Source organism: Streptomyces sp. NPDC001315 (genome assembly GCF_042896175.1).
Taxonomy (GTDB): Bacteria; Actinomycetota; Actinomycetes; order Streptomycetales; family Streptomycetaceae; genus Streptomyces.
Genome location: NZ_JBIAWZ010000032.1, coordinates 40,902 through 60,609 on the forward strand (window position 1 = coordinate 40,902; position 19,708 = coordinate 60,609).

General features: G+C 69.8%; 14 protein-coding genes and 2 pseudogenes. 8 read left to right on the plus strand and 8 right to left on the minus strand.

Annotated elements, in window-relative coordinates; all coding sequences use genetic code 11:
- Positions 1-2: 2 nt before the first annotated feature.
- Entirely contained in the window at positions 3-812 is an 810-nt protein-coding gene (locus ACFY16_RS40515; protein ID WP_390652250.1) for a GNAT family N-acetyltransferase, read from the minus strand.
- Between the two features lie 426 nt (positions 813-1,238).
- Positions 1,239-2,774 (minus strand): GMC family oxidoreductase, encoded by a 1,536-nt coding sequence (locus tag ACFY16_RS40520; RefSeq protein ID WP_390652251.1) that lies wholly within the window; start codon positions 2,772-2,774, stop codon positions 1,239-1,241.
- A 329-nt stretch (positions 2,775-3,103) separates the two neighbouring features.
- Here ACFY16_RS40520 and ACFY16_RS40525 point away from each other — a divergent pair, with 329 nt between their 5' ends.
- Positions 3,104-3,508 carry an SsgA family sporulation/cell division regulator gene (locus ACFY16_RS40525; protein ID WP_390652252.1) on the plus strand — a complete coding sequence of 135 codons (405 nt, stop codon included), beginning with the start codon at positions 3,104-3,106 and terminating at the stop codon, positions 3,506-3,508.
- Between the two features lie 110 nt (positions 3,509-3,618).
- Here ACFY16_RS40525 and ACFY16_RS40530 read toward each other — a convergent pair whose 3' ends face one another.
- The 3 genes and pseudogenes from ACFY16_RS40530 to ACFY16_RS40540 form a co-directional block, all read right to left on the minus strand.
- Positions 3,619-5,430: a LuxR C-terminal-related transcriptional regulator gene (locus tag ACFY16_RS40530; protein WP_390652253.1), complete on the minus strand. Its 1,812-nt coding sequence runs from the start codon at positions 5,428-5,430 to the stop codon at positions 3,619-3,621.
- A 550-nt stretch (positions 5,431-5,980) separates the two neighbouring features.
- Positions 5,981-6,406, minus strand: a pseudogene (locus tag ACFY16_RS40535) (ATP-binding protein); the annotation flags it as partial.
- A 784-nt stretch (positions 6,407-7,190) separates the two neighbouring features.
- Positions 7,191-7,808, minus strand: coding sequence for a TetR/AcrR family transcriptional regulator (locus tag ACFY16_RS40540; RefSeq protein ID WP_390652254.1), 618 nt, complete (start codon positions 7,806-7,808; stop codon positions 7,191-7,193).
- A gap of 108 nt (positions 7,809-7,916) precedes the next feature.
- Between ACFY16_RS40540 and ACFY16_RS40545 the strand changes: the two genes are divergently transcribed.
- The 5 genes from ACFY16_RS40545 to ACFY16_RS40565 all read left to right on the plus strand — a co-directional run bounded on the left by ACFY16_RS40545 (position 7,917) and on the right by ACFY16_RS40565 (position 14,847).
- Positions 7,917-8,207 carry a hypothetical protein gene (locus tag ACFY16_RS40545; protein WP_390652283.1) on the plus strand — a complete coding sequence of 97 codons (291 nt, stop codon included), beginning with the start codon at positions 7,917-7,919 and terminating at the stop codon, positions 8,205-8,207.
- Positions 8,208-8,258: 51 nt separating this feature from the next.
- A complete protein-coding gene (locus tag ACFY16_RS40550) occupies positions 8,259-8,885 on the plus strand; it encodes an NADPH-dependent FMN reductase (protein ID WP_390652255.1) in 627 nt (208 codons plus the stop codon).
- A 143-nt stretch (positions 8,886-9,028) separates the two neighbouring features.
- Positions 9,029-9,373: a helix-turn-helix domain-containing protein gene (locus ACFY16_RS40555; protein WP_390652256.1), complete on the plus strand. Its 345-nt coding sequence runs from the start codon at positions 9,029-9,031 to the stop codon at positions 9,371-9,373.
- Between the two features lie 66 nt (positions 9,374-9,439).
- Complete coding sequence (locus tag ACFY16_RS40560) at positions 9,440-9,682, plus strand: hypothetical protein (RefSeq protein ID WP_390652257.1); 243 nt, start codon at positions 9,440-9,442, stop codon at positions 9,680-9,682.
- Between the two features lie 980 nt (positions 9,683-10,662).
- Complete coding sequence (locus tag ACFY16_RS40565; RefSeq protein ID WP_390652258.1) at positions 10,663-14,847, plus strand: carboxypeptidase regulatory-like domain-containing protein; 4,185 nt, start codon at positions 10,663-10,665, stop codon at positions 14,845-14,847.
- A 104-nt stretch (positions 14,848-14,951) separates the two neighbouring features.
- On the opposite strand, the gene ACFY16_RS40570 is transcribed toward ACFY16_RS40565, so the two are convergent.
- Together ACFY16_RS40570 and ACFY16_RS40575 are read right to left on the minus strand one after the other, a co-directional pair.
- Positions 14,952-15,131, minus strand: coding sequence for a hypothetical protein (locus tag ACFY16_RS40570; RefSeq protein WP_390652259.1), 180 nt, complete (start codon positions 15,129-15,131; stop codon positions 14,952-14,954).
- A 182-nt stretch (positions 15,132-15,313) separates the two neighbouring features.
- Positions 15,314-16,057, minus strand: coding sequence for an SDR family oxidoreductase (locus tag ACFY16_RS40575; protein ID WP_390652260.1), 744 nt, complete (start codon positions 16,055-16,057; stop codon positions 15,314-15,316).
- Positions 16,058-16,161: 104 nt separating this feature from the next.
- Here ACFY16_RS40575 and ACFY16_RS40580 point away from each other — a divergent pair, with 104 nt between their 5' ends.
- Positions 16,162-17,007 carry a LysR family transcriptional regulator gene (locus tag ACFY16_RS40580; protein WP_390652261.1) on the plus strand — a complete coding sequence of 282 codons (846 nt, stop codon included), beginning with the start codon at positions 16,162-16,164 and terminating at the stop codon, positions 17,005-17,007.
- A gap of 123 nt (positions 17,008-17,130) precedes the next feature.
- Positions 17,131-17,679: pseudogene (locus ACFY16_RS40585) on the plus strand (transposase family protein); the annotation flags it as partial.
- A gap of 127 nt (positions 17,680-17,806) precedes the next feature.
- Here the strand turns inward: ACFY16_RS40585 and ACFY16_RS40590 are convergent.
- The gene (locus ACFY16_RS40590) at positions 17,807-19,561 is read right to left on the minus strand and encodes an AAA family ATPase (protein WP_390652262.1); all 1,755 of its coding nucleotides are present in this window, start codon (positions 19,559-19,561) and stop codon (positions 17,807-17,809) included.
- Positions 19,562-19,708: the final 147 nt, after the last annotated feature.

The window sequence follows — 19,708 nt, forward strand, 5'->3', positions numbered from 1 at the left end:
TGTCAGGCGGTGGGTCCGGAGAAGAGGTGATACTCGGAGACGGCCGTGAAACCGAAGCGGCGGTACAGCGGCTCGCCCATCGGGCTGGCCCCGAGCGCGGCCAGCCGCATCCCGCGCTCCCTGCCCGCCCGCAGGGCCGCCGTCGTCAGCGCGCCGCCGATGCCACGCCGGCGATGCTCCTGTGCGACATGGACCAGGAAGATGCCGGCCACCTCGTGCGCCATCATGACGACCGTCGTACCGACCACCCGGCCGTCGAGCACCGCGGCGAGCCGGACCACGTCCGCGTTGTCGGGCCGCCCGGCCTCGACGCGCACCATGCCGTCCTCCAGGCCCGGGGACACTCCCATCGAGGCGCTGTAGGTACGGACCAGTTCCCTCAGCCGGTCCGCGTCCCGCACCTCCTCGACCCGCGGGCCGGCCGGGGGATCCTCGGTCTCCTCGACCCTGTCGAGGGACCGGGTCATCAGGGGTACGGCGCCCAGGGACACCGCGCCGAGCGAGGACAGCGCGGAGACGGTCTCCGCCGGGCTGTCCGGGCCGACCCACCACCACCAGGGCACGCCGGCGAGGTGCACACGCGCCGTGGCCAGCGACTTCTCCACGACGTCCAGCGACCTCAGCCGTACGACACCGTTGAACTGCGCCTGGGACAGCCCGCTGCGGTAGCAGTCGAAGTCTCCCTGGGTGTTGTCCTGCGCGCCCCAGCCCATGAGGTACTGGCGGAAGTTGGCGGTGACCTGCGCCAGATCCCCGGTGCCCGCCCCGGCGGACAAGTGGTCCGCGCCCTCCGCGGTCGACGTAGCTGCCATGTGCGTCACCCTTGTGATCCTCGAACCGCATGTGTGCTTCGTTCCGTACGCTGACGGATATATGACTCATACTCTACCGGCTCATGACATCAGGTGTCTGATGGGGAGGTGGCTTGTCTGTCGACCGACCGGCGGACAGGAAGGGGGACGCGCGGCCACGCTCCGCGGCCGTCGGTGGGCGTGCGGGGCGTGCGGTTCAGTCGGCCCCGTGCGACCTGAGAGCACGTCTTCGCCAGCCCGGAGCGGGCCGCTCGGCGCCCCGCGTACCGGTGTCCCGCTCCTCAGCATGATGCTGACCGCGGTGATCTGCGGCGAACCGGCCGCCCCACGCCGCAGACCGGACACGAGGTGTCCGCCGCGGTGGCCCCGGCCATCGCGGCGGTCTTCCAGGAGTCCCAGGACGATGCGCCGGAGCATGGCGGTGCGTCAGCTCGTGCGCAGCAGCTCCGCCGCGCGCTCGGCGATCGCGTAGACGGTGGCGTTGGTGTTGGCGGACACGATGGTCGGCATGACCGACGCGTCGGCCACCCGCAGCCCCTCCACGCCGCGCACCCGCAGTTCCGGATCGACCACGGCGCCCTCGTCGGTACCCATGCGGCATGTACCGCTGTAGTGGGAGTAGGAGCGGATGTTCCTGCGGACGTAGGCGCGTAGGGCCTCGTCGTCCTCGACGCCCGCGCCGGGCAGGGCCTCCTCGTCCCGCCAGTCGGCCAGCGCCTCGGTCTCGCCGATTGCCCTCACCACGCGCAGCCCGTGCACCAGGGCGTCGACGTCCCGCGGGTCGGTGTAGTAGCGCGGGTCGACGACGAGCGCGCTGCCGGGAGTGGCATCGGCCAGCCGGACCGTGCCCCGGCTGAACGGCCGCATGAGCGCCGCCATGAGCATGTACCCCTGGTTCATCTCGGGACCCGGCAGGGTGTCCTCGCGCAGTGGCACGTCCACCATCTGCAGCTGGACGTCCGGGCCGTCCAGGGAGGGGTCGGTGCGGATCAGCCCCGCGACCTCGCCGTGGTTGCCCGGGGATGGCGGAACCAGACGGGCGGACCGGTAGACGACACCCGTGAAGGGGTGGTCCTGGAGGTTGGCGCCCACGCCCGCAAGGTGCAGCCGCGGCTCGACGCCGACCTCGCGCAGGTGGTCCTCCGGGCCGATGCCGGAGAGCATCAGCAGCTGGGTGGTGCCCAGGGCGCCCGCGGTCAGCACCGTTTCCCGCGTCGCCAGCGCACTGTGCGGCTGCTCGCCGGTGCCGTACTCGACGCCCGTGCACCGTCCGCCGTCGAAGGTCAGCCGGTGGGCCAAGGCGTCCGTCACCACGGTCAGGTTGGGGCGGTCGAGGACGGGCCGGAGATAGGCGGTCGCCGCGTCCAGTCGGCGCCCGTCGACGATGGTCAGGTCCTCCCAGCCGAACGCCTCCTCCACGCCGCTGGTGAAGTCCTCGGTGATCGGGTGGCCGGCCTCCCGCACCGCCTCGAAGAAGGCCTCGGACAGCGGGTGGGGCTGCGCGGCCGGAGCGACCCGCAGCGGTCCCTCCATGCCCCGGTAGCGGGGGTCCCGGCCGGGCACGCCCGTCAGGTTCTCGCTGCGCTTGAAGTACGGCAGGAGTTCGTCGTACGTCCAGCCCGTCGCGCCGGCCTTCTCCCAGGCGTCGTAGCTGGAGCGGTGTCCGCGCAGGAAGGTCATGGCGTTGATGGACGAGCTGCCTCCCAGGGCCCGCCCGCGTGGCAGGGGGATCACCATGTTGTCGGCGCCCTCCTGCGGGACGGACCGGTCGGCCCAGTCGGCCTTGGAACCCATCAGTGCCGGCCAGGCCGGAGGGGCGGCCATCAGATCGAGCGGTTCGGAGGCGCCCGCTTCGAGGAGCAGGACCCGGACCTCGGGGTCCTCCGACAGTCGTGCCGCCAGAACACATCCGGCCGTGCCTGCCCCGATCACGACGTAGTCATAAGTTTCAGTTCGCATCATACATCCTTGTCTGCGCCAACACATGTGACGCCTCATGACTCTTCGATACGCAAGAAACGTTACTTCATATGTCTTGTGATGTGTTCAGGGAGAAGTCATGACCGTTTGATACCCCGTTGCGCTGTGCCGGGGGGCCCGACCCGGCCCGCATGGCCGGGTCATCAGCGTCAGATGACGTATGGGAAAGCAGTGCGGCGGCCCGTCATGATGAAGAGGCGGTACGGGGTGGTGCGGGGCGACCCTGTCCCAGGAACGGGAAGCGAGCAGATGAGCCAGCCGGAAACAGTGAATTACGACCCTCTTTTCGTATTCATGCAGGGGTGGACGGAATGAGAAAAGCGCACCTCACGTCCGCCGCCACCTATTGGGTCGCCAAACGGCTTCCGGTAATGATCTCCTGCGAATTCTCCTACGACGTGCGGGACCCCTATGCCGTCACGCTGATCCTCAATTCGGAGGGCGAGCATCCGGTGCGGTGGGTCTTCTCCCGGGAACTGCTCGCCGACGGACTGGCGGGCAGCGTCGGCGAGGGCGATGTCACCGTGCGGTCGGAGAGCGACGGGGCCGGCGGCTGGTTCCTGTGGCTCGAAGTGGGCCGTGCCCCCCACACCGCTCTCTTCGAGATGCCGGCCGAGCCCGTCACCGAGTGGCTTCTGGAGACCTATCGCCTTGTCCCCGCGGGACAGGAAGCGGCATGTGTGGAGTGGGACCAGCCGGCTCACCTGATCGAATGAGACGCCAGGTTCTTGTTCCGTACTACTGAACATTTCCACAAGGAATGCCACTGAGTTCTACTGACGGCGTGAACCAAGGTCTTGGTCATGTGTCAGCTTTCGATTAAGTGTTACTGCGATGCTTCTTCCTGAAGGGTTCTCTGCTGCGACAGCGCGTCCCTGAGCGCAGCGCGGGAGGTGATGCCGAGCTTGGGGAAGATGCGGTACAGGTGGGTGCCCACCGTGCGGTGGGAGAGGAACAGCCGCTCACCGATCTGCTTGTTGGTCAGGCCCCCGGCGGCGAGCAGGGCGATCTCCACCTCCTGGGCCGTGAGGCTCCCGGTCCCCGTGCTCTCGGCGGCCGGGAGAGAGTGCTTGCGGCCGGCGGCCCTCAGCTCGGTGCCCGCCCGGTTCGCCCAGGGCATGGCCCCGAGACGCTTGAAGACGCTGAGTGCGGTGCTGAGATGGGAACGTGCCTCGGTCACGTCGCCCATGCGCCGCAGACGCTCACCGTAGAGGAACTGCATACGCGCATAGTCGAACGGCCAGTGATGGGCGCCGGGGCCCGATATGGCACGGTCGAAGAGCGCCGGGGCCTCCTCGTCCGGGGCTACGAGCGCTTCGGCGGCCAGGGTGAACAGGGAGAGGCGGGAGGACAGCTCCGGCAGCCGGGCCTCGCGCATCGCCCGGGCGTGCGCCGCCGCCTCCGCAGACCGTCCGGTACGCACCGCCGCTTCCACCAGGTCCAGGGCCACCCACAGGGCGTGGGAGGTGTGAGGGGCCAGCCGGCCCGCCGGGCTGAGCCGGGAGGCGTGCTGGTAGGCCGCCTCCCAGTCGCAGCGTCCGGCGGCGGCCAGCGCCCTGGGGTGCTGTGCGGTCAGCTCCGCGCCATGGGCCTTGCGGGCGCTGGTCACGCGGACGAGTTCAGCGGCCCATCGACGCACCTCCGGGTCGCCACGAACCGCGGCCAGCAGGGCCTTGTGCAGGAAGTAGAACCAGGCCGTGAAGTCGTACCCGTGCTCCGCGCAGAGCTCCAGGCCCTCGTCGGCCAGCCGTTCGACCTCTTCCCAGCGGCCGACAGCGAAGTCGTCGAAGCACAACAGTGCCACCCCGGCCAGCGCGCTGCCGACGGCGAGGCCCGCCCGTCCGCTCTCGACGAGCCGCCAGGCCCCCGTGCGGCAGCCGCTGAGCAGGTCCAGATAGATGCCCGCCGTGCTCAGGCGGACCAACCGGGTGGGGTCCCGCTGCTCCTGCTGGCGGTGGATCAGTCCGGCCAGGCGTCGCCGCATCTCGGGCGCGGTGCGGGCGGCGTCGGGGAGCATCCTGCTGACGAGCAGCAGAGTGTCGGGCGGTTGCGGCTGGAGCCGCTCGATGGCGGCGTGCAGCGGCGGCCAGTAGTCCTCCCGGCCGCCCAGCCAGGAGTTCATCATCATCGCGTAGAGCGCCTCGACGAGGTCGCCGCGCGACGCCTTGTAGCCGTGGTCGCCCTTCTCGATGGCGTCGACGAGCACGGTGTGCGCCATTTCGGTGTCCCCGTCGCCGTTGATCAGCACGTAGGAGCAGGCCGCCGCGTGCAGCGCGCCGCTGAGCCGTGGGTCGAGGGGGCCGATCTCGTCCAGCAGATGGGTGGCGGTGTTCAGGTCCCCGGTGACATAGGCGGCCAGGTAGGAGGCCTCGGCCAGACGACGGCGGCGGTCGCCGGCGCCGTCGCTGAGCCGGGCGGCGCGGACCAGTGCGGCCAGGGCTCCGGTCGCGTCGCCGCGGCGGAGCTTGTGGTGCGCGGCCTCCTCCAGCGGGGCCGCGACGGACTCGTCGGCGCCGCTCGCCGCTTCGGCGAGGTGCCAGGCATGGCGCTCCGGATCGTCGGTGAACAGGTCGGCGAGCAACCGGTGGGTCCGGCGCAGCTCGGCCTCCCCGGCGGACTCCACCACCGCCGAGCGCACGAGGGGGGTGGCGGAAGTCCACGCGCCGGGAGGCGAGGTCCACCTTGATCAGCTTCGTACCCTCGGCCGGCGCCAGATGATCGAGGACGGATTCGGCGCCGGCGGCCTGCTGCAGTGTCCGCAGGTCCCCCGTTCCCTCCTGCGCCAGGAGAAGGAGGGTCTGGCGGGTCTGGACGGGCAGCAGGGCGATGCGCGCGGCGAACGCCGACTCGACGTGGCGGGTGAGCGGGAGTACGTCGGGCAGCACCCCGACGCCGGAGAGTTGGTCGGCGTCCAGGGCGACGGGCAGTTCCAGCAGGGCCAGCGGGTTGCCGCGGGCGTCGGCGACCAGGCGGTGCCGCACAACGGTCGCCATGGCGGGGAAGGTGGTGCGGACCAGGGTGTTCGAGCTGTCCTCGTCGATCGGTCTGATCTGGAGTTCCGGAAGCCCGCTCCGCTCGAAGTGGTCGCGTTCATCGGTGCGCGAGGCCGTGAGCAGGCCGACCCTGCTGTCGGCCAGTCGCCGGGCGACGAAACCGAGCGCGACGGCGCTGGGGCCGTCGGTCCAGGGCAGGTCGTCCACGACGAGCAGCAGCGGGCGTCTCGCGGCCGCCTGGCGCAGCAGCGTGAGGCACGCGTTGAGGATCATCAGACGGGGCGGGACGGGCCCCCTCCGCATGCCGAGGGCCGCCATCAGGGAGTTGCGTAGATCAGTGCCCAGCTCGTCCAGCTCCGCGGCCAGCGGCAGGAACAGCTCGCCGAGTACCGCGTAGCTGACGTCCGCCATGTACTGGACGCCGGCTGCCCGGATGACACGCGTCTCCTGCGCCGACGCCCGCTTCACGGCGGCCTCAAGCAGGCGCGTCTTGCCCACGCCCGGCTCGCCGTACAGGAAGAGGGAGTCGCCCTGCCGCCGGGCCCGCTCCAGGAAGGTGTCGATCCTGCGCAGCTCTTCATCGCGGCCGAAAAGCGTCAAAGCGGGAGTCGGATCATCCATGGGCACACCTCTGAAGAGTCCCGCTGTCGCCGTGGGCAGCCCTGTGGAGACATTAGTTGGGTTTTGGAAACTGACTGACTCTGTTCACTAATGACTAACATACATGGGTAGAGGTGTTGGGGAACATCACATCAAGGAAGGTATTTACATGAGTTACCTTCGATGCGGTACGGACATCCCGATGCTGACGGGTGATTACATGATCGACCAGAGCACACCATGATCGGCGTTGTGGTACTGCACGCTGTGGTCACCCATGTCGAACCGTGGTCACCCACCTCAAGCCTGCGTCCCCCATCGAGCCCGACGGCGTCGTGGCCCGCAAGGCGAGCTCGTCGACGGTGCGGGTCACGATGTCGACTCATGGCTATTACGGCGTAATGCGTTCGGCCCCGTGTGCATCGCCCGACGGCTGGGACGGTCCCCGGCTTCGTGACCTCGGCGGATGCCGTGCCTGCCGAGGGATGTCCCAAGCCCTGGCTCAGGTGGTCTGCGGCCAGGCGCGCAGCGGGCCTGGTGTTCGTCGAGGAAGCGTCGCGCGGCGTCGAGTCCGCGCTGCCGCAGGCCGTCGGCGTCCTCCCGTACGAGGCAATGCAGGGCATGAGTCATGGCTTTGGGTCGGCGAGGTAGAGGCCGCAGGCGCAGTCCATGCGTCCTCAGGGGAGCAGACGAGGGTGCCGGTGGGTAGGGCGGGCGCGATATGGCGGCCCTGCCTCTCGGGTCGGCGCCCGGACTGCCCAGCGCCACGGCCGTCTCCCGGGCTCGCCGCCTTCCCGGACGATCCTCAGGAGCACAAGGCGCGCTCGGCAGTGCTGGCCAAGGTCGCGATGACGCGGTCGGGTTGCAGCGCACGGCCGGTATAGAGCAGGTCAAAGCTGTCAAAGCTGGTCAGTAGCCATAGCACATGAGTGGCCTGGGCGGCGGTGAGGTCGTCGCGGAGCACGCCTTGCTCGGCCAGTCGGCCGGCGAGGCCGCTCATGCCTTCGGCGCGTCCGCGTTCCAGGCGTTGGACCGCTCCGCCGACCGCTTCGGCGTCGAGCTGGGCCATCGAGAACAACGCACGCAGCACGTCCCGGTGCGCCGCGTACATCAGCACGTTGCCGCGGATGCCGCCGCGCAGACCCTCCCGGGCATCCGGGTGGAGCACCGCGCGCACCATGTCGGTGAATCCGCCGCGTTCGAGCAGGTCCATGCCGAGCGCGTCGAACAAGCCCGAGCGTGAGCCGAAGACGGTGTAGACGGTGGAGCGCGACACCTCCGCGAGCTTGGCGACCTTGTCAAGGCTGACCGGTTCGGCCGGCGCCTCACGCAGGCGCTGATAGACGGCGTCGAGGATTCGGCGTCTTGTCTCCTCCGCGGCCCGGGCGCGCAGGCGCTGCTCGTACTTCCGAGTCGGGGGCATGGCTCAGCATCCTACCATTCGCTTGACAGCATGTCTTTTGAAAGACATGCTGTCCGATGAAATGCGGGATGACCCATGCACTGCAAAGAAGGGGGCAGCGTGCGCGTGATGATCCGGTACACCGTCAGGCCGGAACGAGTGGGGCAGAGCATGGTGTTGCTGCATGCCGTCTACGCGGACCTTCAACAGGCCCGCCCGCGTGGCCTGCGCTATGACACCTTCCGGCTCGACGGCGGCGGCAGCTTTCTGGCCCTGATCGAGTCCGAGGGCGACCCGGTGGCGGCCCCCCACCACCGGCTGGCCTCTTTTCAGCGCTACCGCGCCGCCCTAAGCGAGATCTGCACGGAGCCACCCATCGTGACCTACCTGGATGAAGTCGGCTCCTACCGATCCGAGTGACCGCGGCCAGCACAGCCACCACCTCACCACCCCGACAAGGAGATAGAGCGCATGATCCGGATTGCCGTCATCATCGGCAGCACCCGTCCCGGACGCCGGGCCGAGGCCGTGGCCCGGTGGGTCGCCGACACCTCGGTTCACCATCCCGCGGTCGCCGCCGGCCAGGCGGCCGTCGAGGTGGTCGACATAGCCGCATACGCACTCCCCCTGCTGGACGAGCCCGTGCCCGCGGCCTTCGCCCGCTACGCCAACGCGCACACCCGCCGATGGGCGGAGACCATCACCGCCTTCGACGGGTTCGTGTTCGTCACCCCGGAATACAACCGCTCCGTCCCCGCCGCGCTGAAGAACGCGATCGACTTCCTCTACGCGGAATGGCACCACAAGGCCGCCGGGTTCGTCGGCTACGGCGTGCACGGCGGCATCCGCGCGGTGGAGCAACTGCGGCAAGTGATGGCAGAGGTGAAGATCGCCGACGTGCAGACTCAGGTGGCCCTGGCGATGTTCACCGACTTCACGTTCACCGACCCCACCGATCCCACCGACCCGGGCACCTGCACACCGAGCACCCGCCAAGAAGCGACCCTCGCCACCATGCTCGACGAGATCATCTCCTGGTCCCAAGCGCTCAAGCCGCTCCGCGCCCCGTCGACGGCACCCGAACCGCTACCCGCCTGACCCGGCCATCGGGCCGCCCGGTCCCCCGTCTCCCGTCGAGAACCGACTGCGTGGACCGGGCCGCTCCACCGCCGCCCTGCAGGCACATGTCTCGCAGAAATGAGTAGTTCTGCCAGCCCACGACCAGCGGTCGAGAGGTGTCCGTGCCCGTTGCCGCCGCATGCCCGACAGCTCTGGCCGCCGGCGAGCGGCACCGGCTGAAGAAGATGGCCTGGGGCCACAAGACCGAGTACCGGCTGCGCCTCCGCGCGCAGATCGTCCTGCACGCGGCACGTGGGCTGGCCAACGCTCGAATCGCGCAGCAGGTCAGTGCGCACGTAGACACCGTGCGCAGGTGGCGGGGCCGCTTCGCTGAGGAGAGGCTGCCCGGCCTGGCGGACCGCAAGCGCATCGGCCGCCCACCCTCCTTCACCGCACTGCGGACGGCTCAGGTCGCGGCGTTGGCCTGCCAGTTGCCGGCCGAGACCGGCGTGCCGCTGTCCCGCTGATCGTGCCCGGAGCTGGCCCGCGAGGCCGTCGAGCGCGGCATCGCGCCCTTCCTGTCGGCCTCCACCGTGCGCCGCTGGCTGGCGCGAGACGGCCTCAAGCCCTGGCAGCACCGCTCCTGGATCTTCATCACCGACCCCGGCTTCCGCGCCAGGGCCGAGCGCGTGCTGGACCTGTACGCCCGCACCTGGCAGGGCCAACCGCTCGGCGAGGACGAGTACGTCATCAGCTCCGACGAGAAGACCTCCATCCAGGCCCGCTGCCGCTGCCATCCCACCCTCGCCCCGGCCAGGCCAGCGCCATGCGCGTGAACCACACCTACAAACGCGGCGGCACGCCGGCCTACCTCGCCGCCTACGACGTCCACCGCGCGAAGGTGTTCGGCCGCACCGAACCCCGCACCGGCATCGCCCCTGCGCGGCACCAGACGAGGGCAACATGCACTTGCTCGAGGTGGTGGCGACCGAGCGACAGAAGGAACGCCTGCTGCGCCTGTCGGCATCCGGTGCGGTGCCGCTCCTGTTTCGCGAGGACCGAGCCGGCGCCCGGCGCCGGATCCAACCTGCGGGCACTCGGTGCCGGGCAGAGGCCCCCTCCATGGCCCCGGGGCTTCGTACGCGGCCTACGGCCCGGGGCGCTGTCCCTTCGGGCGGGTTCATCCGCTGCGTCGCGTTTATCTGCCGAGCCCTCGCGGTATTTCCACCGAACCGCCGCCGATAAACCCCACAGAACCCTCTGAAACTTTTTGGCTCCCCATCGGATCAGCGAACCGACCCGTAGAGTCATCGAGAGTGAGGGCGAATTCCGCAAAACCCTTCCCCGGCAGAAATCGGCCACACTCGTGTAACACACACCAATGAATGTCTAAAAATGATCGACCACGCCCTGTCCGCTACCGGAAAGATGCTGGCCACTATCACCCCGGAAGGTTCGGAGGGGTGTCCGGCCGTCGCCAGGTGGCCGAATCGGACCCTTCCTTCCCTGGCAGGCTTCGACCAACTCACCTTGCATAGAAGCAGATTGAGGCGGCAGAGGTACAGACCACTGTCGTCCGGTACCAGACGATTTCATCCGGAGTCTGGATAATGTCGCGAAATGCCCAGGTAATCGACACCGAACGGGCGCCACCTTTCTCTCGACTTGATCAGGAATAGCCCGTTTTGGCGTTGCAAAGAAATAAATCATTAACAGCGGCATCGTTGACAGATCTCTCCCTGGTACCGACCAATTAGTGAACGGCGAATACAATTCGTCGTCGACCTGAAAAAAGTGTGGTCGACCCGTGCAACACATGGGAGACACGCAATTGAGAGTCACCGGCATATCCAGACCGGCCACCAGACGAAGGAGACCGGTCCGGACTGGGCTGACCGCCCTGGCCAGCGCCGCGGCCATCGCCGTACTGGGGCTCACCGCCCCGGCGGCGAACGCGGCGACCTCCGCGACCTCCGACGACACCACCAAGCCCTCCGTAGAGGCCTCGTGCGCCGAGCCCGGCCCCGGTGAGGTGAGCTGCTTCGCGCTGCGCCGCACCGATGTGAAGTCCGAGCAAGGCGTCCAGCCCAGCGACACCACCCCGAGCGGCTGGGGCGCCACCGCGCTGCAGGACGCCTACAACCTGCCGGCCGGCGGCGGCGCGGGCCAGACGGTCGCGATCGTCGACGCCTATGACGACCCGACCGCCGAAGAGGACCTGGCGGTCTACCGGGCCCAGTACGGACTGCCCGCCTGCACCACGGACAACGGCTGCTTCAAGAAGGTCGACCAGCGGGGCGGCACCGACTACCCGGCCGCCAACAGCGGCTGGGCCGGTGAGATCTCGCTCGACCTGGACATGGTCTCGGCGGCCGCCCCGTACGCGAACATCGTCCTGGTGGAAGCCGACTCCGCAAGCTTCGACGACATCGGCGCCTCGGTCGACCAGGCGGTCGCGCAGGGCGCCAAGTTCATCTCCAACTCGTACGGCACGGGTTACACCAGCGCTCCCGGCAGTGGTGAGGACCCGTCGGAGACCACCGACTTCGACGCCCACTACAACCACCCGGGTGTCGCCGTGGTCGCCTCCTCGGGCGACGACGCCTACGGAGTCGCCTACCCGGCGGCCTCGCAGTACGTGACCTCCGTGGGCGGCACCGCGCTGGAGCAGGACTCCTCCACCAGCCGCGGCTGGTCCGAGTCGGTCTGGTACAACAGCTACGGCGGTCCGGGCTCGGGCTGCTCGGTCTACGAGCCCAAGCCGGCCTGGCAGGAGAGCGTCACCACCGGCTGCGACATGCGTGGCGTCGCCGACGTCGCCGCGGTCGCCGACCCGCTCACCGGTGTCTCGGTCTACCAGACCTACGGCGGTGGCGGCTGGGCCGTCTACGGCGGCACCAGCGCCTCCTCGCCGATCATCGCCGGCGCCTACGCCGCGGCCGGCACCCCGACCGCCGGCACCTACCCCGCCGCCTACCCCTACGCGGCCGACGGCAGCGGTCTCAACGACGTCGTCGACGGGGACAACGGCTCCTGCACCCCCGCCAAGCTGTGCACGGCGGGCGACGGCTGGGACGGTCCGACCGGCCTCGGCACCCCCAATGGCGTCCAGGCCTTCCAGAACGGTCCGCACGGCGTGCTGAGCGGCACCGTCACCGACAGCACCACCGGTGCCCCGATCGCCGGCGCGGAGATCACCGCGGGCGACTCCAAGGCCAAGTCCGCGGCGGACGGCAGTTACTCGCTGACCCTGGCGGCCGGTACCTACGACCTCACGGTCGACGCCTACGGCTACACCACGGCCACCCTCTCCGGGGTCGAGGTCGCCGACGGGGGCAAGGTGACCAAGAGCTTCGCGCTCACCCCGGTCCCGACCGAGACCGTCTCCGGAAAGATCACCGACGGCTCCGGACACGACTGGCCGCTGTACGCCGCGATCACCGTCGACGGAGTGTCGGGCGCGCCCATCCAGACCGACCCGCTCACCGGCACCTACTCGGTGAACCTCCCGGCCGGCAAGACGTACACGCTGAAGGTCACCAGCAACTACCCCGGCTACCAGAGCGCCACCAAGGACATCACCGTGGGCGACTCCGCGGTCTCCGCCAACGTGAGCCTCCCGGTGGACGCATGGTCGGGCACCGCGGCCGGTTACACGACAACGGACGACGGCACCACCGAGCCGTTCGACTCCACCACCTCCGCCCCCGAGGGCTGGAGTGTGGTCGACGCCGACGGCACCACCGGCGGCTGGGAGTTCGACGACCCGGGCCAGCGTAAGAACACCACCGGCGGCACCGGCGCCTTCGCCATCGTCGACAGCGACAAGGCGGGCAGCGGCAAGACCCAGAACTCCACGCTGACCAGCCCGTCCTACGACTTCTCGGGCACCGACCTGCCGGAGCTGAGCTACCGGACCACCTACAAGTCGTACACCGGGCAGACCGGCAAGGTCGAGGTCAGCTCGGACGGCGGCACCACCTGGACCGTGGTCTCCTCGCTCACCACGTCCGTGACCGGCTCCAAGGTCACGATTCCGCTGGCCGACTACGCGGGCCAGTCCGACGTACGGGTGCGGTTCCACTTCACCGGCAAGTACGGCTGGTGGTGGGAGGTCGACGACGTGTTCGTCGGGGCCCGCGACCTCTCGACCGTCCCCGGCGGCCTGGTCGTCGGAGAGGTCAAGGACGCCAACACCGGCGACGGCGTCACCGGAGCCACCCTGACCGGCACCGGTGGCAGCGCCGTGAGCACCATCTCGGCCGCCACCCCGGACGACGCGGCCCTCGGTGACGGCTTCTACTGGGCCTTCGCGCCGGCCGGCCAGCAGACCCTGACCGCCGCCAAGTCCAAGTACACCTCGGCCGCCAAGGCGGTGACCTTCGCCGCCGACTCCACGGTCCAGAAGAACTTCTCCCTCAAGGCCGGGCAGCTGAAAATCACGCCGGCCTCGGTCGACGCCCCGGTCGCCTGGGGCGGTTCGGCGTCCAAGACCGTCACGGTCAAGAACACCGGTGGCGCCGACGCCACCGTCAAACTGTCCGAGAAGACCGGCAGCTTCACCCAGGCGACCTCGGGTGCGCCGCTGATCAGCGTGAAGGGCGACTACTCGCCGCTGTCGGCGAAGAGCCAGGCCGGCACGTCCGGTGACAGCACGGCGGCCCCGGCCGAGGGCGGCGACGCCTGGCAGACCGTGGCCAACCTGCCCGACACCATCCAGGACAACGCCGTGGCCGCCGACGACGGCAAGGTCTACTCGGCGTTCGGCTACGACGGTTCGGACGACATCAAGTCGCTGTACTCCTACGACGCCGAGAGCGGCTGGACCCAGCTGGCCGACGCGGCCGACACTCGGGAGGCGCCGGCCCACGGCTTCATCGACGGCAAGCTGTACGCCGTCGGCGGCTGGGGCGCCAGCGGCAGCACGGACGCCAAACTGGAGATCTACGACCCGAGCTCCAACACCTGGACGACCGGCGCCTCGTCGCCGACACCGCTGGCGGGCTCGGGCTCCGCGGTCCTGGACGGCAAGCTGTACGTGGTCGGCGGCTGCACGGACACCTGCGGCTCCACCTCGGTGACGGTCTACGACCCGTCGAACGACTCCTGGTCCACCGCGGCGAACTACCCGGTGAGCATCTCCTGGGAGTCCTGTGGCGCCATCGACGGGCTGCTGTACTGCGCCGGCGGCTCCGGGGGCTCCAGCGACCTGAAGTCCGCGTACGTCTACGACCCGGCCGCCGACTCCTGGTCCGCCCTGCCGGACATGCCGAAGGCCCTGTGGGGCTCCGCCCACACCGTGGCCAACGGCATGCTGCTGATCAGCTCCGGTGTCAGCAGCAACGCCCTCACCAACGCGAGCTACGCCTACGACCCGGCGGCCGGGACCTGGTCGTCGCTGCCCAACGCCCAGACCGCCACCTACCGCGGCGGCGGCGCCCCCGGCTTCTACAAGGTCGGCGGCGCGATCGGCAACGCCACCCCGGTCAAGACGGTCGAACTGCTCCCCGGCTACGACCAGGTCGGCGGTTCGGACGTCAGCTGGATGTCGCTGGACACCTCGCAGGTCACGCTCGCTCCGGGGGCCAGCGTCACGGTCACCGTGTCGGTGACGTCGTCGGTCGATGAGATCACCCAGCCCGGTGTGTTCACCGCCAAGATCGGCATCGCTTCCGACACGCCGTACTCGGTGGCGGCCGTCCCCGTCACCATGACCGTGGCCCCGCCGAACACCTGGGGCAAGATCACCGGCACGGTGTACGGCAAGGCGACCGACGGCACCACGGCAGCCCTGAAGGGGGCCACCGTCCAGGTCGACTCGTGGGCGCAGTCGTTCACCCTGATCACCGACAAGGACGGCCACTACGCCCTGTGGCTGGACGTCCGCAACAACCCGCTCACCATGATCGTCGCCAAGGACGGCTACGCACCGACGGTGGCCACCGTCAAGGTCGTCAAGAAGGGAACGGTGACGACGAACTTCACCCTGAAGAAGGTCTAGCAACGATCCCGTAGGCGTGGCGGGCCCGGCCGGAAGCCGGTCCCGCTCCGCACCGGACGTCCCCGGGGCCGCGCTCACTATGCTGAGCGCGGCCCCGGCCGGTGTCAGGCCGGTCGCATCGGCACGCCCGGCCGGCGAAGCCTCCACTCCGAGGCCGTACGACGCAGGTGTGCCGTCACCGCCCACCACTGGTCCGGACGGTCCACCACCACGGCGTCCGGGCCGATCTCCAGGAACCGACCTGGGCGCAGCAGGTACGCCGCTACGTCCGCCGCATCCTGCATCCCCCTGGTTGTCACCTGGAAGGCGGGCTATTTGTCACAGACGCTCGGTGCCTTTCGATCCCTCACCTCGTGGTCCGCCGCCGGCGGCTCGGGCTCGGCGGCCGTACCGACACAGCGTGACGGCGCCGGTCACGAGGACGCGCATGCGCCGTCTCCCCCGAGTGGCGCGGGCCGAATGTGCGTCACCAGGGCACCTCTCCCTCGTCGTCGAAGAAGCGGCCCGTCGGCCCGTCGGCCGGCACGGTGGCCAGCCGGATCGCGGCGGCTGCACCCTGCTGGGGGGTGCGCACTCCCCGGAAGCCGTTGAGGTCGGTCGCCGTGAAGCCGGGGCAGACGGCGTTGATCAGGATGTGGGTGTCGGCCAGTTCCTTGGCGTACTGCACGGTGACGGCGTTGAGGAACGTCTTCGACGGCGCGTAGGCGATGGAGATGGGGCCCGTCTCGGCGCCCGGCGTGGTCTGCAGCGTCAGGGAGCCGACGCTGCTGGAAACGTTCACGATCCGCGGCGACGGCGAGCGGCGCAGCAGCGGCAGCAGGGCGTTGGTAACCCGGATGACGCCGATCACGTTGGTCTCCACGGCCGCCCGTACCCGGTTCACGTCGACCGTGGTGGGCTCCTGCGGTCCGCCCCCGGTGATCCCCGCATTGTTGACGAGCGCGTCGAGCCGCCCGGCCCGATCCTCCATCAGCCGGGCCGCCGCTGTCACGCTCGCGTCGTCGGTCACATCCAGCGGCACGCCGAACGCGTCGGCCCCGGCCGCGCGCAGCTTGTCGACAGCGGCCTCGCGCCGCTCCTCGTTCCGCGCGCCGATTCCGACGGACCAGCCGAGGGCGCCGAGCCCGGCGGCGATCTCGTACCCGATGCCCTTGTTGGCTCCGGTCACCAGCGCGACCTTGTGGTGGTTCACGGTGTTCGTCTCACTCATGACATCGATACTTCTCCCCCGCCGGGCAGGGCGTCCAAGACCGACTGGGTGGACGGCGATACCGCCCGGGTATCGCTCCTGGCCGTCCCGGTTAGGCTGGCGGGGTGGAGACACGTGAGCTGCGGTACTTCGTCGCGGTCGCCGAAGAGCTGCACTTCGGCCGGGCCGCGCAGCGGCTCGGGATCGCCCAGCCCCCGCTGTCGCGGGCGATTGCCGGGCTCGAACGGCGCCTGGGCACCGTCCTGTTGGAGCGCGGCAGCCGGGGCATCGCCCTGACGGGGGCGGGGGCGGTGCTGCTGCGGGAGGCGCGGGCGGCGCTGGACGCCGTCGAGGCCGCCGAACGGCGCACTCGCCGGGCCGCCCTCGCCGCGACCGGCCGCCCCGCCGTGGTCCTGGCCGCGAAGGCGGGCGCCTCCGGTGAACTGCTGGCGAAACTCCTCGACGCCTACGCCGCCGAGCCCGGCGCCGTCGCCGTGGACGTCGTGCTGTGCGGGCCGGGCGAGCAGGAACGGCTGCTGCGCGACGGCCGGGCCGACGTAGCCCTGCTGCATCGGCCGTTCGACGACACGGCCGGCTTCGACACCGAGGACCTGCACACCGAGGGTCAGGTCGCGATCCTCCCGGCGGGCCACCCTCTCAGCGCCCGCCCCCACGTGCGGCTCGCCGAGGTCACCGACCTTCCCGACCTGCCCCTGCCCCGCTGGCCACGCCCCGACGGCTCCTTCCCGGACGGCCCCGGACCGCAAGTGCGCGACCACACGCAACTCACCCAGCTCATCGCCCTCGGCCGCGCCTGCGCGGTCGTCCCGGAGTCGGGCCGCACCGGCTTGCGCGAGGACCTCACCGCCGTACCGGTCCTCGACGCCCCCCACGTCACCACGGTCATTGCGTGGCCCCCACACAGCCGCTCGACAGCGGTCGCGGGGCTGGTCCGCGCCGCCGCCCTGTGACCGCCGGCGGTGAACGCCGTGAGGGCATGCTGGATTTCGTGGACACCGCCCGGTCCCTCATCAGCTTCCGGCACGTCGTGCGGTACGAGGTGACTGGCCTCCACCGCGGACGGCGGCGACGCGGTGGTGGTCTCGGCCCGGACCCGGGACGTGGCGGTGCCGTGTCCGGTGTGCGGGACGCCGACGGCGAAGGTGCACGGTTATCACCGCCGAACGGTGAGGGACGTGCCGGTCGACGGCCGCCAGGGCGTCGGCCTGCTCGACTGCTCCCGCCGCCTCAACCTGGCCCTGAACACCGTCAAACGCTACGCCCGCATGCCCGGACCCCAGGCCCTGCGCATCGCCCCCGCCTACCGGCCCACCCTCGTCGACCCCTACCGCGAGCACCTGCGACGGCGCCGTGCCGAGGAACCCGCCGTCCCGGTCACCCACCTCCTCGAAGAGATCCGGGAGTTGGGCTACACCGGCAGCGCCGACCTGCTGGTCCGCTACCTCAACCAGGGCCGCGCCGAAGGCGACCACCCCGTCACCACCCCACGTCACGCCAGCCGCCTCCTGCTCACCGACCCCGACAACCTGCGCCCGAAGGAAACGACCCTGCTGAAAAAGATCGCTGCGGCCTGCCCGGAGATGACCGCACTCGCCGATCTCGTACGCGGCTTCGCCACCCTGCCCGATGGCGATGCCCTCGGCGAGACGGAACAGGGCGAATATGGCTCATCCATGGTGCTCTCGTGTCAGGTGGTAGACAGACCGAAACACGTATGTTCGTCCTCGACGACAGGCCGCTGGGACATGATTACGACGTGCGCAGCGGGCCGGGACGGGCATGAGTACCGGTCTCGTGAACAGGGCCAGACGTGGAGGGGGTCGATGACAGTTCGTCCAACCTGGCCAGCGCGTCGCGCAGGGCGACCCGCGAGGTGACCCCCAGCTTCGGGAAGATGCGGTACAGCTGGACACTGACGGCACGCGGCGACAGATGCACCTGGTCGCCGATCTCCCCATTCGTCAGGCCGCTGGCTGCCAGGTCGGCAATACGACGCTCCTGCCGGTTCAACGAGATCGCGGAGGGCGACGACGCGCGAAGATGCCCTCCGGCCACGTTCAGCTCAGCTTGGGCTCGCGCCGCCTGTGCGGTCACTCCCAACGCGTCGACAGCTTCGGCTGTCAGCACTGCACCGTCTTGATGCTGCGCCTTGTCTCCAGCGGCACGGATCGAAGCTTGAAATGGATGTGAGCCGGGTGTGCAGTCGGCCGGTACGCGTCTGCGCGCTCGGTCGCTGTGCATGGCGTGACCTGAGAGGAAAGCGGCGTCGCTGAGCCGCCTGCCGCGGCTGCCGGGGCCCTCGCTGAGTTCCGCGGCGCGGGTCAGCCACTCCACAGCCGCGAGTATGCCGCCACGTTCGGTCGCCGATTTCGCGGCGGATTCAAGGACATCTGCCACGCCTTCGTCGGGATCCACTGTTGCCGCCGCCAGGTGTGCCGCCCGCCGCTCGATGTCGTCCCGGTGCACCTCGGCCAATGCCCTGTGGGCTGCCCGGCGCTGGTTGGGTGTGGCGAGCTGGACCACACTCGACCGCACCAGAGGGTGGCGGAAGGCCAGGCTGCCCGTGGCGGGTTCGGTGAGCAGCAGGCCACAGGCCACCGCTTCTTCGACATGACGCATGCGGTATCGGGGGGATGCAGTCGTTGCGTTGCCCGGTCTGGCACCCGCACCATCGAGGGCGCCCTTCAGCAGCTCCGCCCGTACGGTGTCGCCGAGAGCGCTGATGCGGGCGCCGTACACCTGGTGAAGGCGTCGAGACATTGGGCCGTCGTCCTGCCCGAGAGGGTCCACTTGCGTCAGGTCGTCGCGTCGGCTGTCGACGTGAGGGGGCAGTTCGAGCAGAGCCAGCGGATTGCCGAGAGCCTGCTTCAGGACGAGGTGGCGGACCTGGTGGCGCAGTGAAGGGTGGTGCCTGTCCAGCAGGTGTTCGGCGTCCCGCTCGGCGAGTGCCCCGACCAGCATCTCGGCCAGCACGGCCGTGTCCAAACGGGAGGTCAGGTCGCTGCGGGCTGCGACCAGCAGATTGATCCCGCTGCCGGCGAGTCGATGGCCCACGAAACTGCAGACGGCAGCGCTTGCGTGGTCCAGCCATTGGGCGTCATCGAGGATCAGCAGGAGGGGCTGCTTCGAGGCTGCCGCCGAGAGCAGGTCGAGCACCGCGATACCGAGCGTCATGGTCGACGGAGGAGTGCACCTGGGCTGGCCGTAGACGGCGTCGAGTGCGACGCGGGAGCCTCGCTCCAGGTGCGCGATGTCGGGCACCAGGGGATGCAGGAGCTCGCGGAGTGTCGCGTAGGACAACGGCGCTTCCGCTTCGACGGCCGTCGCCGCGATGACGCGATGGCCTCCTCGGGTCGCCAGGCCGGCGGCGTAACCGAGCAGAGCGCTTTTGCCGATGCCCGCTTCGCCCGTGAGGACCAGCGCCTGATCCCCAGAGTCGTGAAGGAGCTTGGACAGCTGGGCCTTCTCGGCCTCGCGACCGATCACTGCCATCGCTGACTCCATGTCCCCGCTCCTTTCGCGTCGGCTCCGTCACGCGGACGAGGCCGCAGCCGCCGGACTGCCGGGTGATGGCGGGGGTCTGTTCCGCCGAACACGCTTTCAACTACCCGGTTAGTTGATTTAACGCCCGGGCCGCGAAAGCTGTCAAGT